This is a genomic window from Pelagivirga sediminicola (assembly GCF_003072125.1).
In the GTDB taxonomy this organism is placed as follows: Bacteria; Pseudomonadota; Alphaproteobacteria; order Rhodobacterales; family Rhodobacteraceae; genus Roseovarius; species Roseovarius sediminicola.
The window spans coordinates 12757-29197 of record NZ_QCYH01000001.1 but is presented as its reverse complement, the minus strand read 5'-3'; the positions used below and the strand labels follow the sequence as shown (position 1 = coordinate 29197).

Below are 16441 nucleotides of genomic sequence, written 5' to 3'. Positions count from 1 at the left end.
AATCAATGGCCAGGTGACTTGTGGCTGATATCGTGGACACGGCAACCCGTTCCCGGATGATGGCCGGGATCAGAGGCAAGGATACAAAGCCCGAGAAGGCGCTGCGCAGCGCGCTGCATGCCATTGGCCTGCGCTACCGCCTGCACGCTAGGGATGTACCCGGACGTCCCGACTTGCTCTTTCCCAAGTTCGGCGCTGTCGTTTTCGTACATGGCTGTTTCTGGCATCGTCACCAAGATTGCCGCTACGCGACCATCCCGGCGAGCCGCCCCGAATTCTGGCAAGCTAAGTTCGCAGCCAATGTCGCGCGTGATCAGAAGGTTCGGGAGGCTCTTGCTGAGGCGGGATGGCGTGTGGCCACGGTATGGGAATGCGCGTTGCGAAAGCCGGATCAAGTCGCTGAAGCGACGGCACGGGTTGCCAGTTGGTTGAAAACTGACAATGCGCTACTGGAAGTTCCGGAGAGCAGCACTCCGAAAAGATTTTGAATTTCGACACCAAACCAGTGCTCTAAAGGCTCGTGAAGAGGTGAAGGTTCCACCGCGACGGGTCTTGCGGCAAATGGTTGCCGGGGAGTAGTCTTGCGGCTCTCGACCAACCGCGCCGGACGCATTATCGGGGCCGGCATTCCGGTCGCCTACAGACCTGCCAAAAGATGACGCGTGAGCGAGCGAGGCTTCGTGGGCGGCGCCGAAATCGACTGCCCCTTCTGCCGAAATATCCCGATTAGCAATGAAGCGGCGAGCACCCAGAAATGGTCGTCGTCGGGAAGCGGCGTGTTCTCGATGATTGTCTGCAGACGGGTCCCTACCGAAAAATAGGCATTATTGCCGCCGTGATCCCAGACCGGAGTGATCTCATGGAGTATCAGGGCTGCAAGAGCGAAGCCCATTGAGCGCTTGCGCAATACCTCGTGATAGTCATGGCCGTGATATTGCGCATAAGCTGCGAGTTTGGCGGTCATGAATTCACGCGCCCAGACATCGCATGCGAGTTCCTCTTCTCTTAGATCCTGCGGACGCTGTTCGTCCCGATCGAGCATGACGTGGCGGAATTCATGGAACAGCGTGAACGCTACGGCGAGGCAAGTGAGATCGAAAGCAGCCTTGTATTGAGGATCACAGGCAGCGTCGCGACTGGAGTTCGGCCGCGGCAAGTCGGGCGGCCATGGTGCGGTTGCCTGGTCAGTGGCGTCGATCAGTGATTGCGCAGCGGCGCGCCGCTCCTTGTATGCAAACTCAATCTCGGCAAGCCCCTCATCGTCCGCAATGATCCGTTCGATCGTTTGGCCTGAGACGGCTGATACTGTGACATGGGGCGAATAGCACTCGATGGCCCGCCAGCCGCTGAAGCCGATAAGCCAGAATACGTCCATCGTCTTCGCATCGAACTTGATCCGGTCTTTGGTTGCATTCAGCGTGATGTGCTTCGCATCCTGAGCTACGATGACTTCCGGGTGATACCGTATCCACAAAGCCCTTATCTCATCACTGCGTTCCGGTACGGCCCCCGCCATATGGGCGGCAACGATTTCTTCTGGCGACGGCGAGCATCCCATCGGTCATAATGCTCGTGTCGACGAAGTATCAGCGTACGCAGCCGTGCTCATGCACTCAGCCTGCAACATAAAGATGCGCACTGCGGCAAGGTCCATTGTGTGATCATTCGTCTGCCCGGCAAGCGCGAGATGGGCATTCATGCAGAGCGGCTGAGAAACGGGCTGCCCGGCCTTTGCGGCCTCAAACTCATGGACAACCTGGTCCCAGGATTCATTCAGATAGCTGCATGCCAATGCCAGATGCTCGGCGCCCGTCGTTTCAGCCGCCTCAGCGACATGGTCACGATTGCGCTCGAACGATTCAACGGACTTCGAAAACACTTCTTGTTCATCCGGGTGCAGGTTCTCGGGGTCGCGGCAGGCCAGTATTCCGGATAGTTGGGTACAGGCTGTCAACGCCTCGTCAAACCGATCGACGATTTCCGGCGAGAGGAACGGACGGTCGATCAGATCCCGCCAGTCCTTCGCGAAGTCATGATCCGGCAACGGCACATGTGAGGACGGAAGAACGGCCAAGGCCGGCACGACATAAATATTGATGACGGGCACAACTCTGAAGCGCCAGTCGGTTCGGAGGTGATCCTGTGCCGCGGCGAGAGAGGCTTCGATATATCCTGCGTCCGTTTCAAAATCCGTTATCTCGACAAGAATCGCCACCTCCCGGGCGGGCCAGTACACACTGTCCACCTCGTCAGTTGGCCGCGACCAGCACCGGGCATTCCACCTTTCGTTCTTGAGGGCACTTTCCAGGTCCTGCAGCCTTTGGCGAAACCGCTGTTCGGCAAGAGATTGACAGCGCCGAGCGGCGGCACGGATTGCCTTACCGAGGCTGCCTTTCCGCGCAGCCTGAACGATTCCCTGAATTGATGATTGGCCACTGTCATGCGCCATTTCGTGCAGAATGCTGGCAACATCGCCGAGACGCTCTCCCAAAGCGCCGAGCTCACGAAGGGGTGGCTCTGGATTTGTCCGCCATATGGTTGACTGCCCGTGGTTATGCGCCTGTGCGGCAAGGCTCCCGGCGAAGGTAGCTGCGCCTTTGGCTCCTTCTCCAGGAACCTTGCTCATCCTTCTCATGAGGTTGCCGAGTACGCCGGTAAGCAGCGCGCCAAGTGTATCGTCCTCCCCTGCACCTGCCGCCGGGACAGTCATTTCGGATGTGGGTTTTTCGGGCGTAGCGTAAGCAAGAGCATTGACCGCCTCTATAATCTCATTGACTTCCTCGGCCAGCGCCTCCGCATTTGCGATACTTTTTCCCTTGATCCATTTCTCGGTGAAGGTTCGAAAGACCTTCTCGGTTCGCTTTACCAGCCCAGCCATTTGCCGGGTGTAGTCGGTGAGAGTGTCAGAGGCTGATCTGGCCAGCAGTATTTGCCGGAACGCCACATTCCAGGCCACGCGCGCTTTTGCGGGAAGATTCGACCGCGGCATATTTTTGGACCATGGTCTGAAACCACCGACGGCAATCGGCCGGCCTTGCGGATTCACTGCGTCGGATGCCGCGGCATCTGAGCCCGGTGAAATGGCAATCAATGTCTCGCAAATGCTGCAGACGGTTTCATGCGGGTCAGGCTGTTCGACTTCAGCTACATAGTGCCAGTCTGATCGGACCGTGCGTCCGTGCGATCCGTTGGGCTCGACCGCCGGCGTGTTAATCCATGGCGTTTGAGACCGGAACCACTCGAACAGGACCTGCTCGCCGCCAAACGCCTGCACTAGGTGTTCAGCCACACCGGGCCCAATCAGATAGGCCGTAGACAGCAAGGACGCAACCTGGCCAATATCCTGCTCTCCGTCGCCAACAAAGTCAGGTGCGATTGTTAGTGGGACGGGGTCTCCCCCGCATATCGGCGTAAGGCACGAGAGGAATTTGTTGGCTTGCTGCAGATTCTGGCAGCAAGGCACAACGCTTCCAGCGGGAAGGCACTCAAGGCATGCGGGACGCAGATCGTCCTTCGGCAAAGCACGGAAGGCAAGTACAGCGTCCCGGATACTTTGCCACTGCTCAAAGTCCGAGAGCTCGGGAATGTCGATACCCGGATCGCCGAACATCGAAGCAAGTGACCATTGAGCGCGCTGCACCCCGTGCTGCGTAAGAACATCCATAAACGAACTGACACGACGTTCGAGGGTAGCTAGCCCCAGCCCGGTCAGTATGCCTGTCCATGTATCGACGTCTGTGTCGGCGCCAAGTATTTCCGCGAGCTTGCGCAACGCCGCAGTCTCATCTTCATCCCGAGCTTCCGCAAGAATTGATTGAACGGTAAATGGCACGGTTTCGCCGGTCACCGCCGGCAGGCTTTGCCAAAGAGAATCATTACTCAGGAATACCGCCTCGTCATGTGAAGCCTTGGCGAGAGCCTGAGAGCGGAGCATATGCAGGCCGCCCAGCACACCGGGACGGCTTTCTCTCACCAGATGTTCGTCAAGAAGCCTGGACAACGCTCGGCTGGCATCGTCAGGTTTCATATTGAGCACTTCAAACAGCTTGCTTGCCCGTACCTCTCCGCCACGCGCGCAAATCACCGCTGAGCTTCGTATAATTGCCAGTTCGTCGGTCCGCTTTTCCTGTTGTCGTTGCTGCACCTGCTCATCGATTACGGCCTGAAGCCGCCGGCCCTGCGTCAGCACATGTACATATTCGAGCATGAGGCCTTCGGACTGCTCGAACGGCTCTCGCCAGTGCTCCCAGCTGGTCTGCCTCTCAGCGTGAAGCTTCTGCCACACAGTTTCGGCCAGCTCTTCATCAAGGCTGACACCTATGAACTCCGTATCTGACTGGTTGGCGATAAGGGAGACATCTTCCTGGCGTACCGAGCCAAGAAAATAGACTGCAGGAATACCTCTCAGCTCGCGGACGAGAACGTCCCACAGGTCATTGTTGACAGAACTCACATCATCGAACGCCAAACCAATCGGGGCGTCTTCGTTGGGGAGGCGGGCACGTACAAAGCGAATGATGGCATCGGCGTCAGCGGCAACAGCTCGTGCAGTGATCTGATACCATCTGAATTCGCCGGCAAGCAGGCTGGCGGACAGCCACATGAGCGCGGATTTTCCGGCGCCTGATGGACCCGATATGAGAACATGCCGTCGCCGCCTGAGCGCGCAGATAACGGTATCCGAGTCATCTGGGCGATCAAGCACAAGCCCGGCTGCGACATGCCCAGGACGGACCTTCACGCCTTGATAGAACGCCGGCTCGCTGATTGCGCTCCTGAAATCAACCGGCTCCAGAGCGCCGGATGCCATGGCGCGGTTTATCGCGGAAGGATCTTCGGCCTCCAAACGTTCAAAGATGCGGCGTTCAATCTCGGTGGTAGATATCCGCCGTCGTTCTTCAAAGGGTAAGGACGCGTTCTCCTGCGACGCCTCGGCGACCAGCCTATAAAGATCACTGACAATGCCGCCGGCAATGACTTCCGCTGTGTCGAGCTTTGCCGTTAGCAGCTTGACACCTTCTTCGCCCGGCTCGGCGCAAGAAAACACGGATGGGTTCTCACCGGCAAAAATCTGGTCGATCCCGTCCTCAATGTGACCGGTCCGCGGATGCTCAAGAACAACGGCGGCGTGATTTTCCTTCACACCTTTGATCGCCGCGACCTTGGCACGGGTAGCGGTCAGAAACGTCTGCACTTCTGTGTCGTTGAATGCACCGTCCTTGCGTGATTTTATCTGAAGCCAGATGTCACGATCTCCAAGCTCCAAGACGCAGTCGTCCAAACCTTCGGGCACGAGGAAACCAGATGGGGCAAGTCCGGCCCACTGACGAATTAGGAGTAAAGTTGAAATGAGATGCTGGTAATGAAAACCGCGTCCAGCCCAAGCGCCAGAGCGTGATCTTCTCCATTTTTCGCTCGCGCTATGAACTTCTTCTTTCATCTACCCCATTTCACTTTGTAAAGGCCGATAAACCCATAAATTACAAAAAGCACGAGGCAACCCGGCGTGTAAAGATCACTGCTAATCTATCCCTGAAGACGCCTTAGGAAATCGGCGCCTACTGTCACACCAGCGGCTAACAAGGCGTCGCAGACTACGCTCCACGCCGCTTTGTTAGTCAGGGTCACAGCCTTTGATCCAATTGTAAGAGCACGCTTGCCGATGCCGAGCTCGTTCCAGAAACGATTGTTTGCCGTTTTTGCCCATCGCTCCGCCACGGCTGCGAGCGGCCCCTCAGCGGTCGATGGCTCCAGGCATTCCAGGACATTCAAGTAAAGATAAGCAATGGTCGGGCACGACGGCGCCTCACTGGCGATCTCCGACAGCAGGGACAGAAACGGTGTCAATTCGGGGTCGGATAAACCCTTTGTATAAGACTGCCCATCGCCAAACCCGTAGCTCAAACGCATATAGAATGCGCTGACGAGTTCCTTCAGGTGTATCTCCATGCCGTCGCTCGACGACCACAAGTGGCTACGCCAATGCCATGTTTCCTCGAGGCGCGGCCAAAATGCCTCACGCACCGACAAGAGATAGGCCCGATCCTCCAGGTCGCCTTCAATAAGACGAAGATCGCTCTGCACGATGAACGCCGCCGCGGCGTCAATGAATGCCTCATCAGAAAAGGCTCTGAGCACGCTGACTACAAGCTCTTGGCGCAGTTCATCCGGCCAGTTGCGGGCATGCACCGCCGCGTAGTCCATCAGGCCGCGCGTCCAGACACGCTCAATATCGCTGTCGTCTTCGCCATCCTCCCCCGGCCTGTTCGTCTCCAGAAGCCAGTCGCGATTGGCGCGCATAACAGCCTGCGACGTGGATCCGCCTTTTGAGCCGAGGCGTTGGAGAATCCGCAGCCAGGCCGTCGCGGTTCTCTCATCGTAATGGTAGTCGGGCCACTGCGGGTCGCGCGCGGCGCGTTTCTCAGCACCACGTTTTCTGCCGATCGTCAGGGTCCGTATCGGACGCCTCGACCTGCGTGACGAGGGGGTTGGCCAATCTGGCTCCATTCCGCCTTCCCGCCATCGCCGCTCCGCTTCGATCGCGGATTCGACGCGCGATTCAAGGTCTGCGCGGCGCTTTTGGTAAGCTGCCTCGTCCTCATCATAATGCGCACGCCGAGGGATCCTGCAGGCGAGGAGCGCCAGGCGGCTCAGTGAGATCAACAGTTTTTCGTCGATCTTTTCGACGGCGCTGCCATGTCTCAGAAACGCCGGCGCAGCGCTCGCCGGAAATGCCACAACGGATTGCACGAGGTGCTCCGCATCCGCCTCATCACCGGAGGCGGCCGCGAGATATAGACGTCCGGCGATCGCCATCGCGTGCGGGTCGTACATGACGTCATCGCGCGGCAATGCCCTGGATTGATCTCGAGACTGCAGCGCCTGCTCGAAGACCGAGGTAATCTCGGATCGGTGCCGCGCCAGATCGTCCGGGGAGCCAACGCGGGCGAGGAGCGCTGCCGCGGATACACGCGCAAGCCAGGGATCATCCGGCTCATGCGACGCATCGTCGTCCGTCCCAGGTACGGCGGCGGCCGTTTCGGTCAGGATCATTTCCGCATCGGCAACGCTGACATTAACCGCCCTGGTTTCGTCATCCATTGCAGAGCGAACGGCCAGCGACCGGGTGAACGTCGATTGCTCCGCACTCACCTTCGCCGCCTCTTCCTCGAACCATTTTTTCTGTCCGCGTGGCCACTGATAACTCCATCCTTTGCGTTCTTCGCCCGCAGCGTCTCTTTCAGTGATCAGCTCATAGTTGTCCCGTGAGGCGAGGCGAAGCGCATGGGATGCCATGAACTCCGGCGACGCCCAGTCAACCCTGTCTTCGGTCCAGGGCCCAAGTCGGCTCACCGCCGCCTCAAGATGCTCACGCAGCGCACCCAACTCCTCCTCGGGCAGATTGAAGACGAGCTGTCGGAATACATCATGCAGCGCGATGCTCCGTGATACGCGGCCCGCCAAATCCTGCTCAACAGCTTGATCGGCCGTCGGCGACGCCCGCCAGGCTCCTCCCAGAACACCCCCGTCCATTCGATCGATTGCATCGAGATTGGCGCGGCCGGCGTCGAGCGCCAGGGTTTCCGGAGACGTCAGAAGATCCCGCAGGATCGATCCGTTCAGGGATGAATGCGACAAGACGAGATCGACAATGACAAGCCACAACGCCCCGAGGATCGGCGCCTCACCGGCGACCTCTTCAATGACCGCTTCAAGCGTCTCACCTTCATCAAGTCTCCGATGCGCCCAATGCTCCACTGCCGACAACGCCTTGGTCAGCATGGCCGACGGCGCGCGCCCACGCGACCAGCCATAGCTGAACGGCGCCTCAATCCTCCGGGTCTCTCCCAGGAGCTGAACCGAAAACTCCGGATCGCCCTTCTCAGGCCCACATGTACGCTCGGTCAGAGTTCTGATGAACGCCGTGCCTGCAGCGGGCGCGGCCTGAAGAATCTCCGCGAATACGCCAATGCCACACCGGCCAAGCACGAAAGGACCGTCGATGCGCGACATCGCATAGGAGCGGCGGCGCTTCGGCCTCATGCGATATTCGTCTTCCTCGTCATCGTCTTCGAGCGCGCGTAGAAAGGCGGCCGTGAATTCGGCAGGCGCAGCACCAGGCAACCGTCCCGGGAATTCGAGGATCTGACTCATCGCCGCTTCAGGCCGTTTCGAATGCGCTACAGCGTTCAGATACCGTACTGCGGCGCCGGGGGAAGACGGCGCCCAAAGCGCCAGGTAGAGCCGGGCCGTCTCAAGCGCATCGCCGCTTACCGCATATTTGATCTCTGGAAGGCGCGCGCCATACCGCGGCAGCGGACGATCCCTCTGCTCAATATCTGCGATCAGAATATCGGCATAGCGATCGAGCAAGATCGGCGTCACGGTCTTTTCGCCGAACGCTGCAAGAACAAGCCAGTTCTGGAAGAGATCGACCGCAGCGGACAAGGCAGTTGCCCCCAAGCGGTCGAAACGCTGCAAACACCACAGGATCAGACGCATCCACTCCGGTCCGGTTGGAATGGTCATCCCCTCCGGCACGACGACCCCCTCCGGCAGAACCTCCTTGAACAAGGATGTGGCTGACTGGGTGTGCGACGCGACAAAGCGTCGGATCAACCGCGCCGCGCGGCCCCCTTCATCTTCAAGCAAAAGAGCGTCGTATCGCTCGAGCAACACGTCCGCACGTTCGGATCGGACCAGCGCTAACAATGCGAGCCCTGCCCATCCGGATGCGACCCCCTCAGCCTCCAGTCGCTCGAGCAGTTCCGGCCACGCCTCGGCCGTGCCGCTTTCGGCGAGCATCCGGCACGCCAACTCAAACCCACGCGCCATCCAGAAGGGCGGCGGCGCGTCCAGTGCCAGCCTGTCGATCACGCTTGGATCATCAGATAGAACGCAGGCGACCGCCCAGTCCGTAAACAGATCATGCCGGTACCGGACTCTATCGGAATGGATCTCGACCAGCACCTCGTCCGCGATTAATTCTGCAACGGCCTGCGCGTCTTGTCCGGAGACATCGACAAGGCCGGCATTGTCGATGAGACCGTTGGCGACAACATGAAGCACGCGCTTGCGGGCATGAAGCACGCCTTTTGTGCGCTCGCCGATCCCCGCGCCGGAAGCTTGCCAGTCCTGCGCCAGCGCCGCTTCGCTAATCGCTTTCGCCGCATCCAGTCGCGTTCTGACCAGTAGCCGCAACTTCAGCGGATTTCGGGCGAGCGGTTTCGCCGGATGGTCCGATCTCAGCAGGGGTGCAAGCTGCGGGGCCATCTTCGCGAGTGCTTCGGCTTCATCATCGTCGAGCCTTTCCACAATCAAGCGGCTACGCGCAGACAATTGTGTGAAAATCTCTTCGCCAATCCAAAGGGCGCTTTCCTCCTCCCATCCGGGCTGCGCGGTGAACAACACCGTGACGCCTGGACTGTGCAGCGCCGCCCGCAAGAGGTCGATCACGGTCTTTCGCTGCGCGCCGTCGCGAAACCGGTCCAAGCCGTCAATACAGAGATAGCCGCCGCCGTCGCAGGCAAGATCGCTCAGAAATTCCTCAGCAGTCGCCTCAATGCCAAATAGGGCCCGCATCGCCGGCCAACCGCCAGCCGGCGTCCGATCTGGCGCCAGCACCACAATGCGCGACGTCGCCTTGCGCGCCTCGATCGCAGTTCTCATGAGGGCGGATTTGCCGACACCGCTGGGCCCAGTTATTTCAACCACGCCGCCTCGGATTTCCGCCGTATGAAGTAGCGTCTCCAAATCGCGCCTGGGCTTTTCCCGAGCGAGCCGGCAATTACTCACCGTAAGAACGATATCATCGAGCGCGTGGCGGCTCAGTTCCTCGATATGACGGCGCGCGGCGGCTAGCCTTGGCGCGGAACCGATGCTCACGCCAAGGTCGTTCAGCTTGCGAACCAATTCGCTCCGGTTCAATTCGCCGCCGATCGCGTCGGTGCGAAGAACGAGCCCGAACAACGCGTCATAGGGATCAGCGCCGCTTTTCCCAGACGCCAGTTGCTGCGCCCGTATGCGGTCATGCTGCTCGGCTATGGAATGCGGTCGCGAATAATCGAAAGTCAGTACTGAGAATGATCGCAGCACGTCATGGAGAACGTCGTCCCCAGTCTCTCCCTTCGCCGCGAGATGAGCTTTGAACGCAGCCACAAAGGCACGCATTTCCTTGTTGCCGCGCCCGGGCGTCTCCAGGAGTTTCAGGAACGACGCAGCGTTGATTGTCTGCTGGGCCAGTTCTAGCGCTTCCTGCACGCCATTCTCGATCGCGCCCGTCGTCCGCTCTATGGCGACGGCAAAGCGTCGGTCCGGCTCTATCTTTCGAGCCTTGACGATCCCATCCACGATTGATGCGAAATTGGCGTCGCCTTCCGTGAAGGCCATCGATCGTTTGACCTGGACCTCAAGACACCGATCCTCGCCCTGAGATGTCGCGCCCCGCGCGATCACGTCGTCAAGCGGATGCCCCTGACCGCCCCTCTGGAACTCAAGTCGATCGACAACGACGCCCGGCAGCCCGAATGGCTCGGTGCTCGCCAACAGGGCAAGGGCATAGTGTGTGCCGACCTTGGCTTCAAACTGCGGACCGGCGGGTCCCGTCGCTCTCGGGCTTGAATCGGCTATCGGTCGCGCTCCTGACACGTGCTTAGGCACCAACTGATGTTAATTCCAACACGGTTTCATGTGGCGCGCCAATATTAAGAACTCAACCTGATGACTTCTATTCAGCGCGGTATTCGTGATACGAATGAATGTACCTATCCTCAAACACTTCAACCTCTCAACCAACATCCGCTTGCGAAGTTCACCAACGCCGTTTTCCTTCCCAAGTGTATTTGCACGAGTTCTTTGCTCAGAATTCAAAATTTAAGCCTCCAACGCACGTTTGCTCTCCTCGTGTTCGAAGGCTTCGGAGTAGCTCTGCGCATCCGCAGCGGAACAACCTTCATCGCGCAAGGCCTGCCCCCAGTTGCTCGCAATCGTCTCGGCCATCCGAAACGCCTGCTGCCTGGCGTCAGCGGACGTAAGATCGAAGAACTCGCATGCCTCCAAGGCGATATCGAGTGACGCGTCGAACGAGCCGCCCTGGATAATCCCGGTTTCCAGCACTCGGTGGCGCGACGGAGAGGGGTTGATGTCGAAGGCCGGCGACAACCGCCATCGATCCCCACCGGCATAGATGAAACCATGGTTCTTCAGATGGTCGTCCGAGTTGGACACGAGGATGGTGAAGACGATCCGCCGCCAGAGTTCATGCAGATCGTCGACAGGCTTGCTGGAAATCTGCCGGATGACGTCGGCGATATCGGTGTAGAATCCGCCTTCGTCGCTGTCCCAGGCGAGCGCGGTGCGGGCCGAAATATAGGGGATGCGTGTGTTGCCGCGCCGATCGAACCGTCGGATCAGCGCAATCGGGCTGTCGCTGTCGCGCAGTTCGAGCTTCGCCTCGGCGGCCCGCAATCCGCATTTTGCCGCGAGTTTCAACGCGGCCACCTCGACGCGCTCGACAGGTCTGGTGTCCTGGGCGGAGGTGAACTTGGCGATCCAGAGATGTCCGTCGCCCTCGACATTGGCCTTCGGCCGGGCGCCGCCCAGCGATCCGGCGACACCGGCCAAGTCGCGCGCTTCCGCCTCCGCGCCACCGGGATCGCGCTCGAACCGCTGCGCAAGTGCGCGCAGGCGTTCCAGTTCGACCAGTCGCGGGATGGGCGGCGTCAGATCGGACAGCGGCTCCATGTCTTCCCCCAGAAACCGCAATGCGCCCTGCCGCGTACGATCATCGGACAACACCAGATAATCGAACTCGCTGAGACCGCCGCCTAGCGCTCTGGTCATCAGCGCGCGACCCCAGGAATCCGGGGCGGCATCGGCAAAGCATCCCGGCAGCGCCGAGCGCCTGTCGCTGCGGCCCGCGCTGTAATGGCTTCCCTCGCGCAGAGGCAGGCCGGGAGAGAGCGCGAAGCGGTCGGGCGCCGCCAGCCACTCGGCGGCATATTCGAATTGCGAATGCTGGCGCCGACCGTCGGTCTCGAACCGCAGCCGCCCGACGATCCGCTTGCCCTCTCCGAGGGCGACGATCGCTTCGGGCATCAGAAGCCGACCCCTTCGTCATCGTCGTCACCGTCCGGGAGAATGGTGTCACTCTTTGTGGTTCCTGTCGGCCTGGAGCCCCGTTTCCGATCTATCCGCTTGGGCAGTGCCTCTCTGTCGAGCAGCAGTCCGGTGTCGTCGGATCCCGGATCGAGGAAGTCCGAAATCCGTCCGATCTCGCCGAGCACGAGGCAGGCCATGGCCAGCGTGCCGATGCTGACGCCATCGTCTCCTTTCTCAAGGCGGCTGATGGTACTCTCGGACACACCGACCCGTTCGGCGAATCCCTGCACGGAGATGCGCCGCTTCAAACGGGCCGTCTTGATGTTCGCGCCCAGAGCCTCAAGGGCTCGCCGCGCGTTCAAGGAACTTACCTTAACCGCCATATCTGATGCTCATTTTGCATTTAATCGTCAAATATGACGGTTAGCAGAGTGCGCGAGCAAATGCAACGACCGGGGCGTCGGAGGGATACGGATCCGACCGGTTGGGAAATGTGTGCTCAGTCATCGAAAAGGACATCCAACGTGGCGTTCTTCGTCGCTGATAGGACATAGGCGAGATGCCGAGCCCTCGTCAGCGAGACCTGCAGCAGTCGCCTCGTTTCCATGTAAGGCGGTTCTTGGTCTCTTCCCCGAAATGTCCTGTGCTGGTCCTCGACAAGAAGGACGGCATCATATTCCCGGCCCTTTAGCTGATGCATCGTCATGACGCTGATGCTCGAGACTTCGCGGTGGCTGTCTGTCATCTGATCTTGAAGGATCGCATTGTCCAACGCGGCTTCGGCGCCGGCGTAGGTTCCAGTCTGCTTCCACAATTCCGCCAGTTGGTCCTCGATTGCCGAGCCACGCCTCAGCAATCGGAGATACCGAGCATGATCTCCGGTGCGTTTCAGTTCATCAGCGTCAGCCCGCTCCAGGGCTCGGCGGACCAGGAGCCAGTCTTCGGTCGGTGAACCTGAAAATCCGTGGGTATCGATCGCATCAAATGCGACCGTCAGCGCCGTGACGCATTTCGTGCCTGGCACCTTTCCGTCCCGACACTTCTCCGCCCAACCCAACAAGCGATCGGATGTCTTGATCGCCGTCTTCTTTCCAGAGGACCGGAAAACGGCGCTGATCCTTTCCAGTGCACCGGCCAGCCTTTCATCTCGCGAGTCTTGCTGCGAAGCCAGCAGATAGGCGATCACCCGCGATGCAAGGGTGATCTGCATCTGGTCGAACATCACATCGTGCGGAACCGGTCCGTGCTCCTTCACCCCCAGCGTGAGTTTTTGTGCCAACGCGTCCGAGATCAGGCGCACCATCGTTCGGCTGCGGGCGGCGACCGCCACCGTGATGTCGCGATGTCCCGTTCTCTTCACGGTCTCGTTCCACGTCTTGATGAGCCCGGCGCGAAGGCCAATCGCAAACTGGCCAGGCCGAAATCGCTTGAATGCAATGTCATCGGGCAGCTCAAGATGGACGTCAGGAGACAAGAGACCGCGGGCGTATCCGGCAATGCCCGTTGCCGGGCTGCGATTGTTCTCGTTCTGAAAATCATAGGTGGCCGCGCCCAGCGTTTCGGCAAACTCATTCAGACGCTTGGGGCTGACTCCCTTTCGCCAGGCGTAGATCCGCTGCTCGGTATCACCGAGAGCGATGATCTCGGAATTCTCCGACAATGCCCGAACCAGTCTCCATTGATCCTCGTCGGTGTCCTGGAACTCGTCGACCAGGATCAGCGGATGCGCCGAGCAAAAACAGTCGCGAACGACGGCGGATCTTTCAAGAATATCCGCGGCGCGCGGCGCGAATTGATCGTAGGTGGCGCGGCCGTCTTCCTGAAACAGCCGATCTTCCTCGGCAAGCCACGCGTCATCTTCCAGCCCTGCTCGGATGACGGCGGCATCCTGCGCCGCGACGATCCCAAGCTTTCGCTGTGATGACAGCAGATAGCCATGAGACTGCAGGATGTCCCACGCGAATGAATGATAGGTCTTGATCTCCACCTGGCGGCCGACTTCGCGCGTCAGCACGCTCCCCGCACTTTCCAGAATGCGCCGTATCGCAGCGTTGGAGAAGCTGAGAAAGAGGACCGACTGTTCCGGTTGCAGTCGCTCGAGGACCATCCGTCTTGCCTTCAGGAGCGCGATGGTCGTCTTGCCGGACCCGGGCCCACCCAACACCAGCATGTGACCCGCATCACCCAGAATGGCACGGCGTTTGTCGCAGAGGTCGAAGCGATCTTCCGGATTGGTCATGTTTCGTCGTCGGACGTTTCTGGATCATCATCATCGTGGTCATCTCCATCGCCGGCCGAAAGCTCGTTGGGAAGATCCTCGCTGATGCGCTCCAGGGCTTCGACGATGATGGCCGGCAGATCCGCTTCTGAACAGATTTCGACCAGCCGCTGCGCATAGCCCGCACCCTTCCGGGTCTTGAGCACCCTCTTGCAGAGTGCCTTTACGGCTTCGTCATCCGCATCGGGGTCGTACTCGAACAGGTTCGCGTTCTTCGCGTTGTGCGGATAGTCGTCCCATTCCGAAGCCTCGATGAGGAATGTGCGGATGACGTCGACCGTTATCTCGTCGGCAAGCAGATACTCGATCCCCGTCTGCTCCAGTTCCCAGGCCGCATCGAAGACCTCGACTATCTCCTCGCTGATCGCTTCATTCTTCTGTCGGTCGTAGAAGGCGTAGGTCTTCAGGCCCAAGCCAGAGAAGAACTCGCCGTACCGCAACAGCCCGCCATCCCCCTCGCACTGCACCACCGTGACGCCAGACAGATCGAGCGGCGTGTACGTACCCTCGGCACTGTGCTCTTCCAGAACGGCGGAAGCGGAGTAGATCGCTTCGCCGTCGGAAACGCCCTCTACGCAAAGCACACCGTTGCCGAGCATGGCTTCGGAAAGGACGCGGCGAAGGTTTCCCCTGTAGGCCTTGGCCTTGATGCCGGTGACTTCGATCCGACGGCCTGCGACCTTCCCGCCAGTCCCCCTTTCCAGGAGGATGACGTTTTCCGGGTCGTATTGCTCGAGCACGAACGGGGAATGGGTCGTGAGGATCGACTGATCCATTTCCCTTTGAAGGAATTGGACAATGCGGCGCTGCGTATGCGGAGGGATCGCGATCTTCGGTTCCTCCATCGCGAATATCACGTTGGACTTGAGGTCCGCGATGAACGTCAGGAGCGAGAACACCATAGAATTGATGACACCCGACCCCAGACGCCAATACGGAACAGGGATGTTCGAGCGCTCCGAGGAACCAAACAGCGTAATCGAGCGACGCAGGCTCTCTCGTGTCAACGCGGACGGATAAAGGCGGAAGGTACGATCATCATCGGAAAGACCCACAAATCGACGCACGCGCCTGTCGACTTCGTCCAGGATCGCTCTGAGCTGGGGTATGGCGTCAATCGCCGGATCCAGATCTTCCATTGCCCCAAGCGTCTGCTCCCACATGGCGGAGCGATCATCGTCCTTGAGCTTCAAGATGATGTCGAGCAGGGAGCCGCGTTCCAGGCTGAGCGCTCTGGAGCCGGTCCTCAGCGCGCGAAGATAGATGAACCCGAACTGACGTTTTGCGGGACGCGTGACCCTGGCGCGTCGGCTTTCGTCGTCCGGCGGCGGACTGGCGAAGTAGGTCTCCGCACGGAACTCGTCCTCCTCAATATCGTATGCGCCCTCGAACCTGATCCGAAGCGCCGGCACGACGTCGTCGGCCTCGACATCTTCCGGCGTTGCTGTCTCATCCAGCAGCGTGTTCGTGGTCGTGTTCCAGTATTCGCGGTGGGTTCGGAACTTGGTAAGCACGTCAGCGGTAAGATCGGTCAGAACCACTTCCAATTCGATGACGATGGGATCACCATCGTCATCGAGGTACCGGCGCTCGAAGAAATCATGCTCGTCGATAGGTGATGCCCGCGACAAGCGATCCGGACCGAGCAGCAGGTCCAAGGCTTCGCACATCGTCGATTTGCCGACGCTGTTCCCGCCAATGATGACCGTGTGACCCGGGAAGATCACCTCACCGTCGGCGACGCTTCGGAAGTTCGACAGTCTCAGTCGGCGGATTCTCATTATCCGTTTCCCCCCTCCTGCATTCCAAGGTTCCGCAAGGCGCGGGATTCCGTGCGTCTCAAGGAGATCCAGGACTCGTGCTGGGATCGAGCTGGACCACCGATATTTATTCTCTCACCTTGTCATTCACCGTGTGAGGTTATGTATCACACAAACAAAATACAAACCCGGACTTCCGACTGACTGAATACCTCGACAAGCTTTGTGATGAAACCTCTGCACTTGCCGACAAAAGCATAGCAAATGTCACAGCAAGTCGAGACACGGCGCGATGTGATCCGAG

At 59.5% G+C, this 16441-nt stretch carries 8 protein-coding genes; 1 reads left to right on the top strand and 7 read right to left on the bottom strand.

Features of this window, described 5'->3' with window-relative positions:
* Positions 1–20: 20 nt before the first annotated feature.
* A complete protein-coding gene (locus DC366_RS00090; protein WP_108690174.1) occupies positions 21–488 on the top strand; it encodes a very short patch repair endonuclease in 468 nt (155 codons plus the stop codon).
* Positions 489–637: 149 nt separating this feature from the next.
* Here DC366_RS00090 and DC366_RS00085 read toward each other — a convergent pair whose 3' ends face one another.
* The 7 genes from DC366_RS00085 to DC366_RS00055 form a co-directional block, all read right to left on the bottom strand.
* Entirely contained in the window at positions 638–1558 is a 921-nt protein-coding gene (locus DC366_RS00085; protein ID WP_108690173.1) for a phage exclusion protein Lit family protein, read from the bottom strand.
* 3 nt (positions 1559–1561) lie between these two features.
* Positions 1562–5440 carry a hypothetical protein gene (locus DC366_RS00080; protein ID WP_133176143.1) on the bottom strand — a complete coding sequence of 1293 codons (3879 nt, stop codon included), beginning with the start codon at positions 5438–5440 and terminating at the stop codon, positions 1562–1564.
* Positions 5441–5526: 86 nt separating this feature from the next.
* Positions 5527–10389 (bottom strand): NACHT domain-containing protein, encoded by a 4863-nt coding sequence (locus DC366_RS00075; RefSeq protein WP_133176142.1) that lies wholly within the window; start codon positions 10387–10389, stop codon positions 5527–5529.
* 483 nt (positions 10390–10872) lie between these two features.
* Entirely contained in the window at positions 10873–12096 is a 1224-nt protein-coding gene (locus DC366_RS00070) for a type II toxin-antitoxin system HipA family toxin (protein ID WP_108690170.1), read from the bottom strand.
* Positions 12096–12461 carry a helix-turn-helix domain-containing protein gene (locus DC366_RS00065; protein ID WP_165802814.1) on the bottom strand — a complete coding sequence of 122 codons (366 nt, stop codon included), beginning with the start codon at positions 12459–12461 and terminating at the stop codon, positions 12096–12098. The genes DC366_RS00070 and DC366_RS00065 overlap by 1 nt, the downstream gene beginning before the upstream one ends.
* Before the next feature lie 137 nt (positions 12462–12598).
* A complete protein-coding gene (locus DC366_RS00060; RefSeq protein WP_108690168.1) occupies positions 12599–14338 on the bottom strand; it encodes a UvrD-helicase domain-containing protein in 1740 nt (579 codons plus the stop codon).
* Positions 14335–16158: an AAA family ATPase gene (locus DC366_RS00055; RefSeq protein WP_108690167.1), complete on the bottom strand. Its 1824-nt coding sequence runs from the start codon at positions 16156–16158 to the stop codon at positions 14335–14337. Before DC366_RS00055 ends, DC366_RS00060 begins: the two co-directional genes overlap by 4 nt.
* Between the last annotated feature and the right edge of the window lie 283 nt (positions 16159–16441).

What these genes read in the sequence shown, in the direction of transcription:
- DC366_RS00060 (WP_108690168.1), bottom strand. Translation starts at nt 14,338, where the DNA reads ATGACCAATCCGGAAGATCGCTTCGACCTCTGCGACAAACGCCGTGCC.
- DC366_RS00070 (WP_108690170.1), bottom strand. Translation starts at nt 12,096, where the DNA reads ATGCCCGAAGCGATCGTCGCCCTCGGAGAGGGCAAGCGGATCGTCGGG.
- DC366_RS00085 (WP_108690173.1), bottom strand. Translation starts at nt 1,558, where the DNA reads ATGGGATGCTCGCCGTCGCCAGAAGAAATCGTTGCCGCCCATATGGCG.
- DC366_RS00080 (WP_133176143.1), bottom strand. Translation starts at nt 5,440, where the DNA reads ATGAAAGAAGAAGTTCATAGCGCGAGCGAAAAATGGAGAAGATCACGC.
- DC366_RS00075 (WP_133176142.1), bottom strand. Translation starts at nt 10,389, where the DNA reads ATGGCCTTCACGGAAGGCGACGCCAATTTCGCATCAATCGTGGATGGG.
- DC366_RS00055 (WP_108690167.1), bottom strand. Translation starts at nt 16,158, where the DNA reads ATGAGAATCCGCCGACTGAGACTGTCGAACTTCCGAAGCGTCGCCGAC.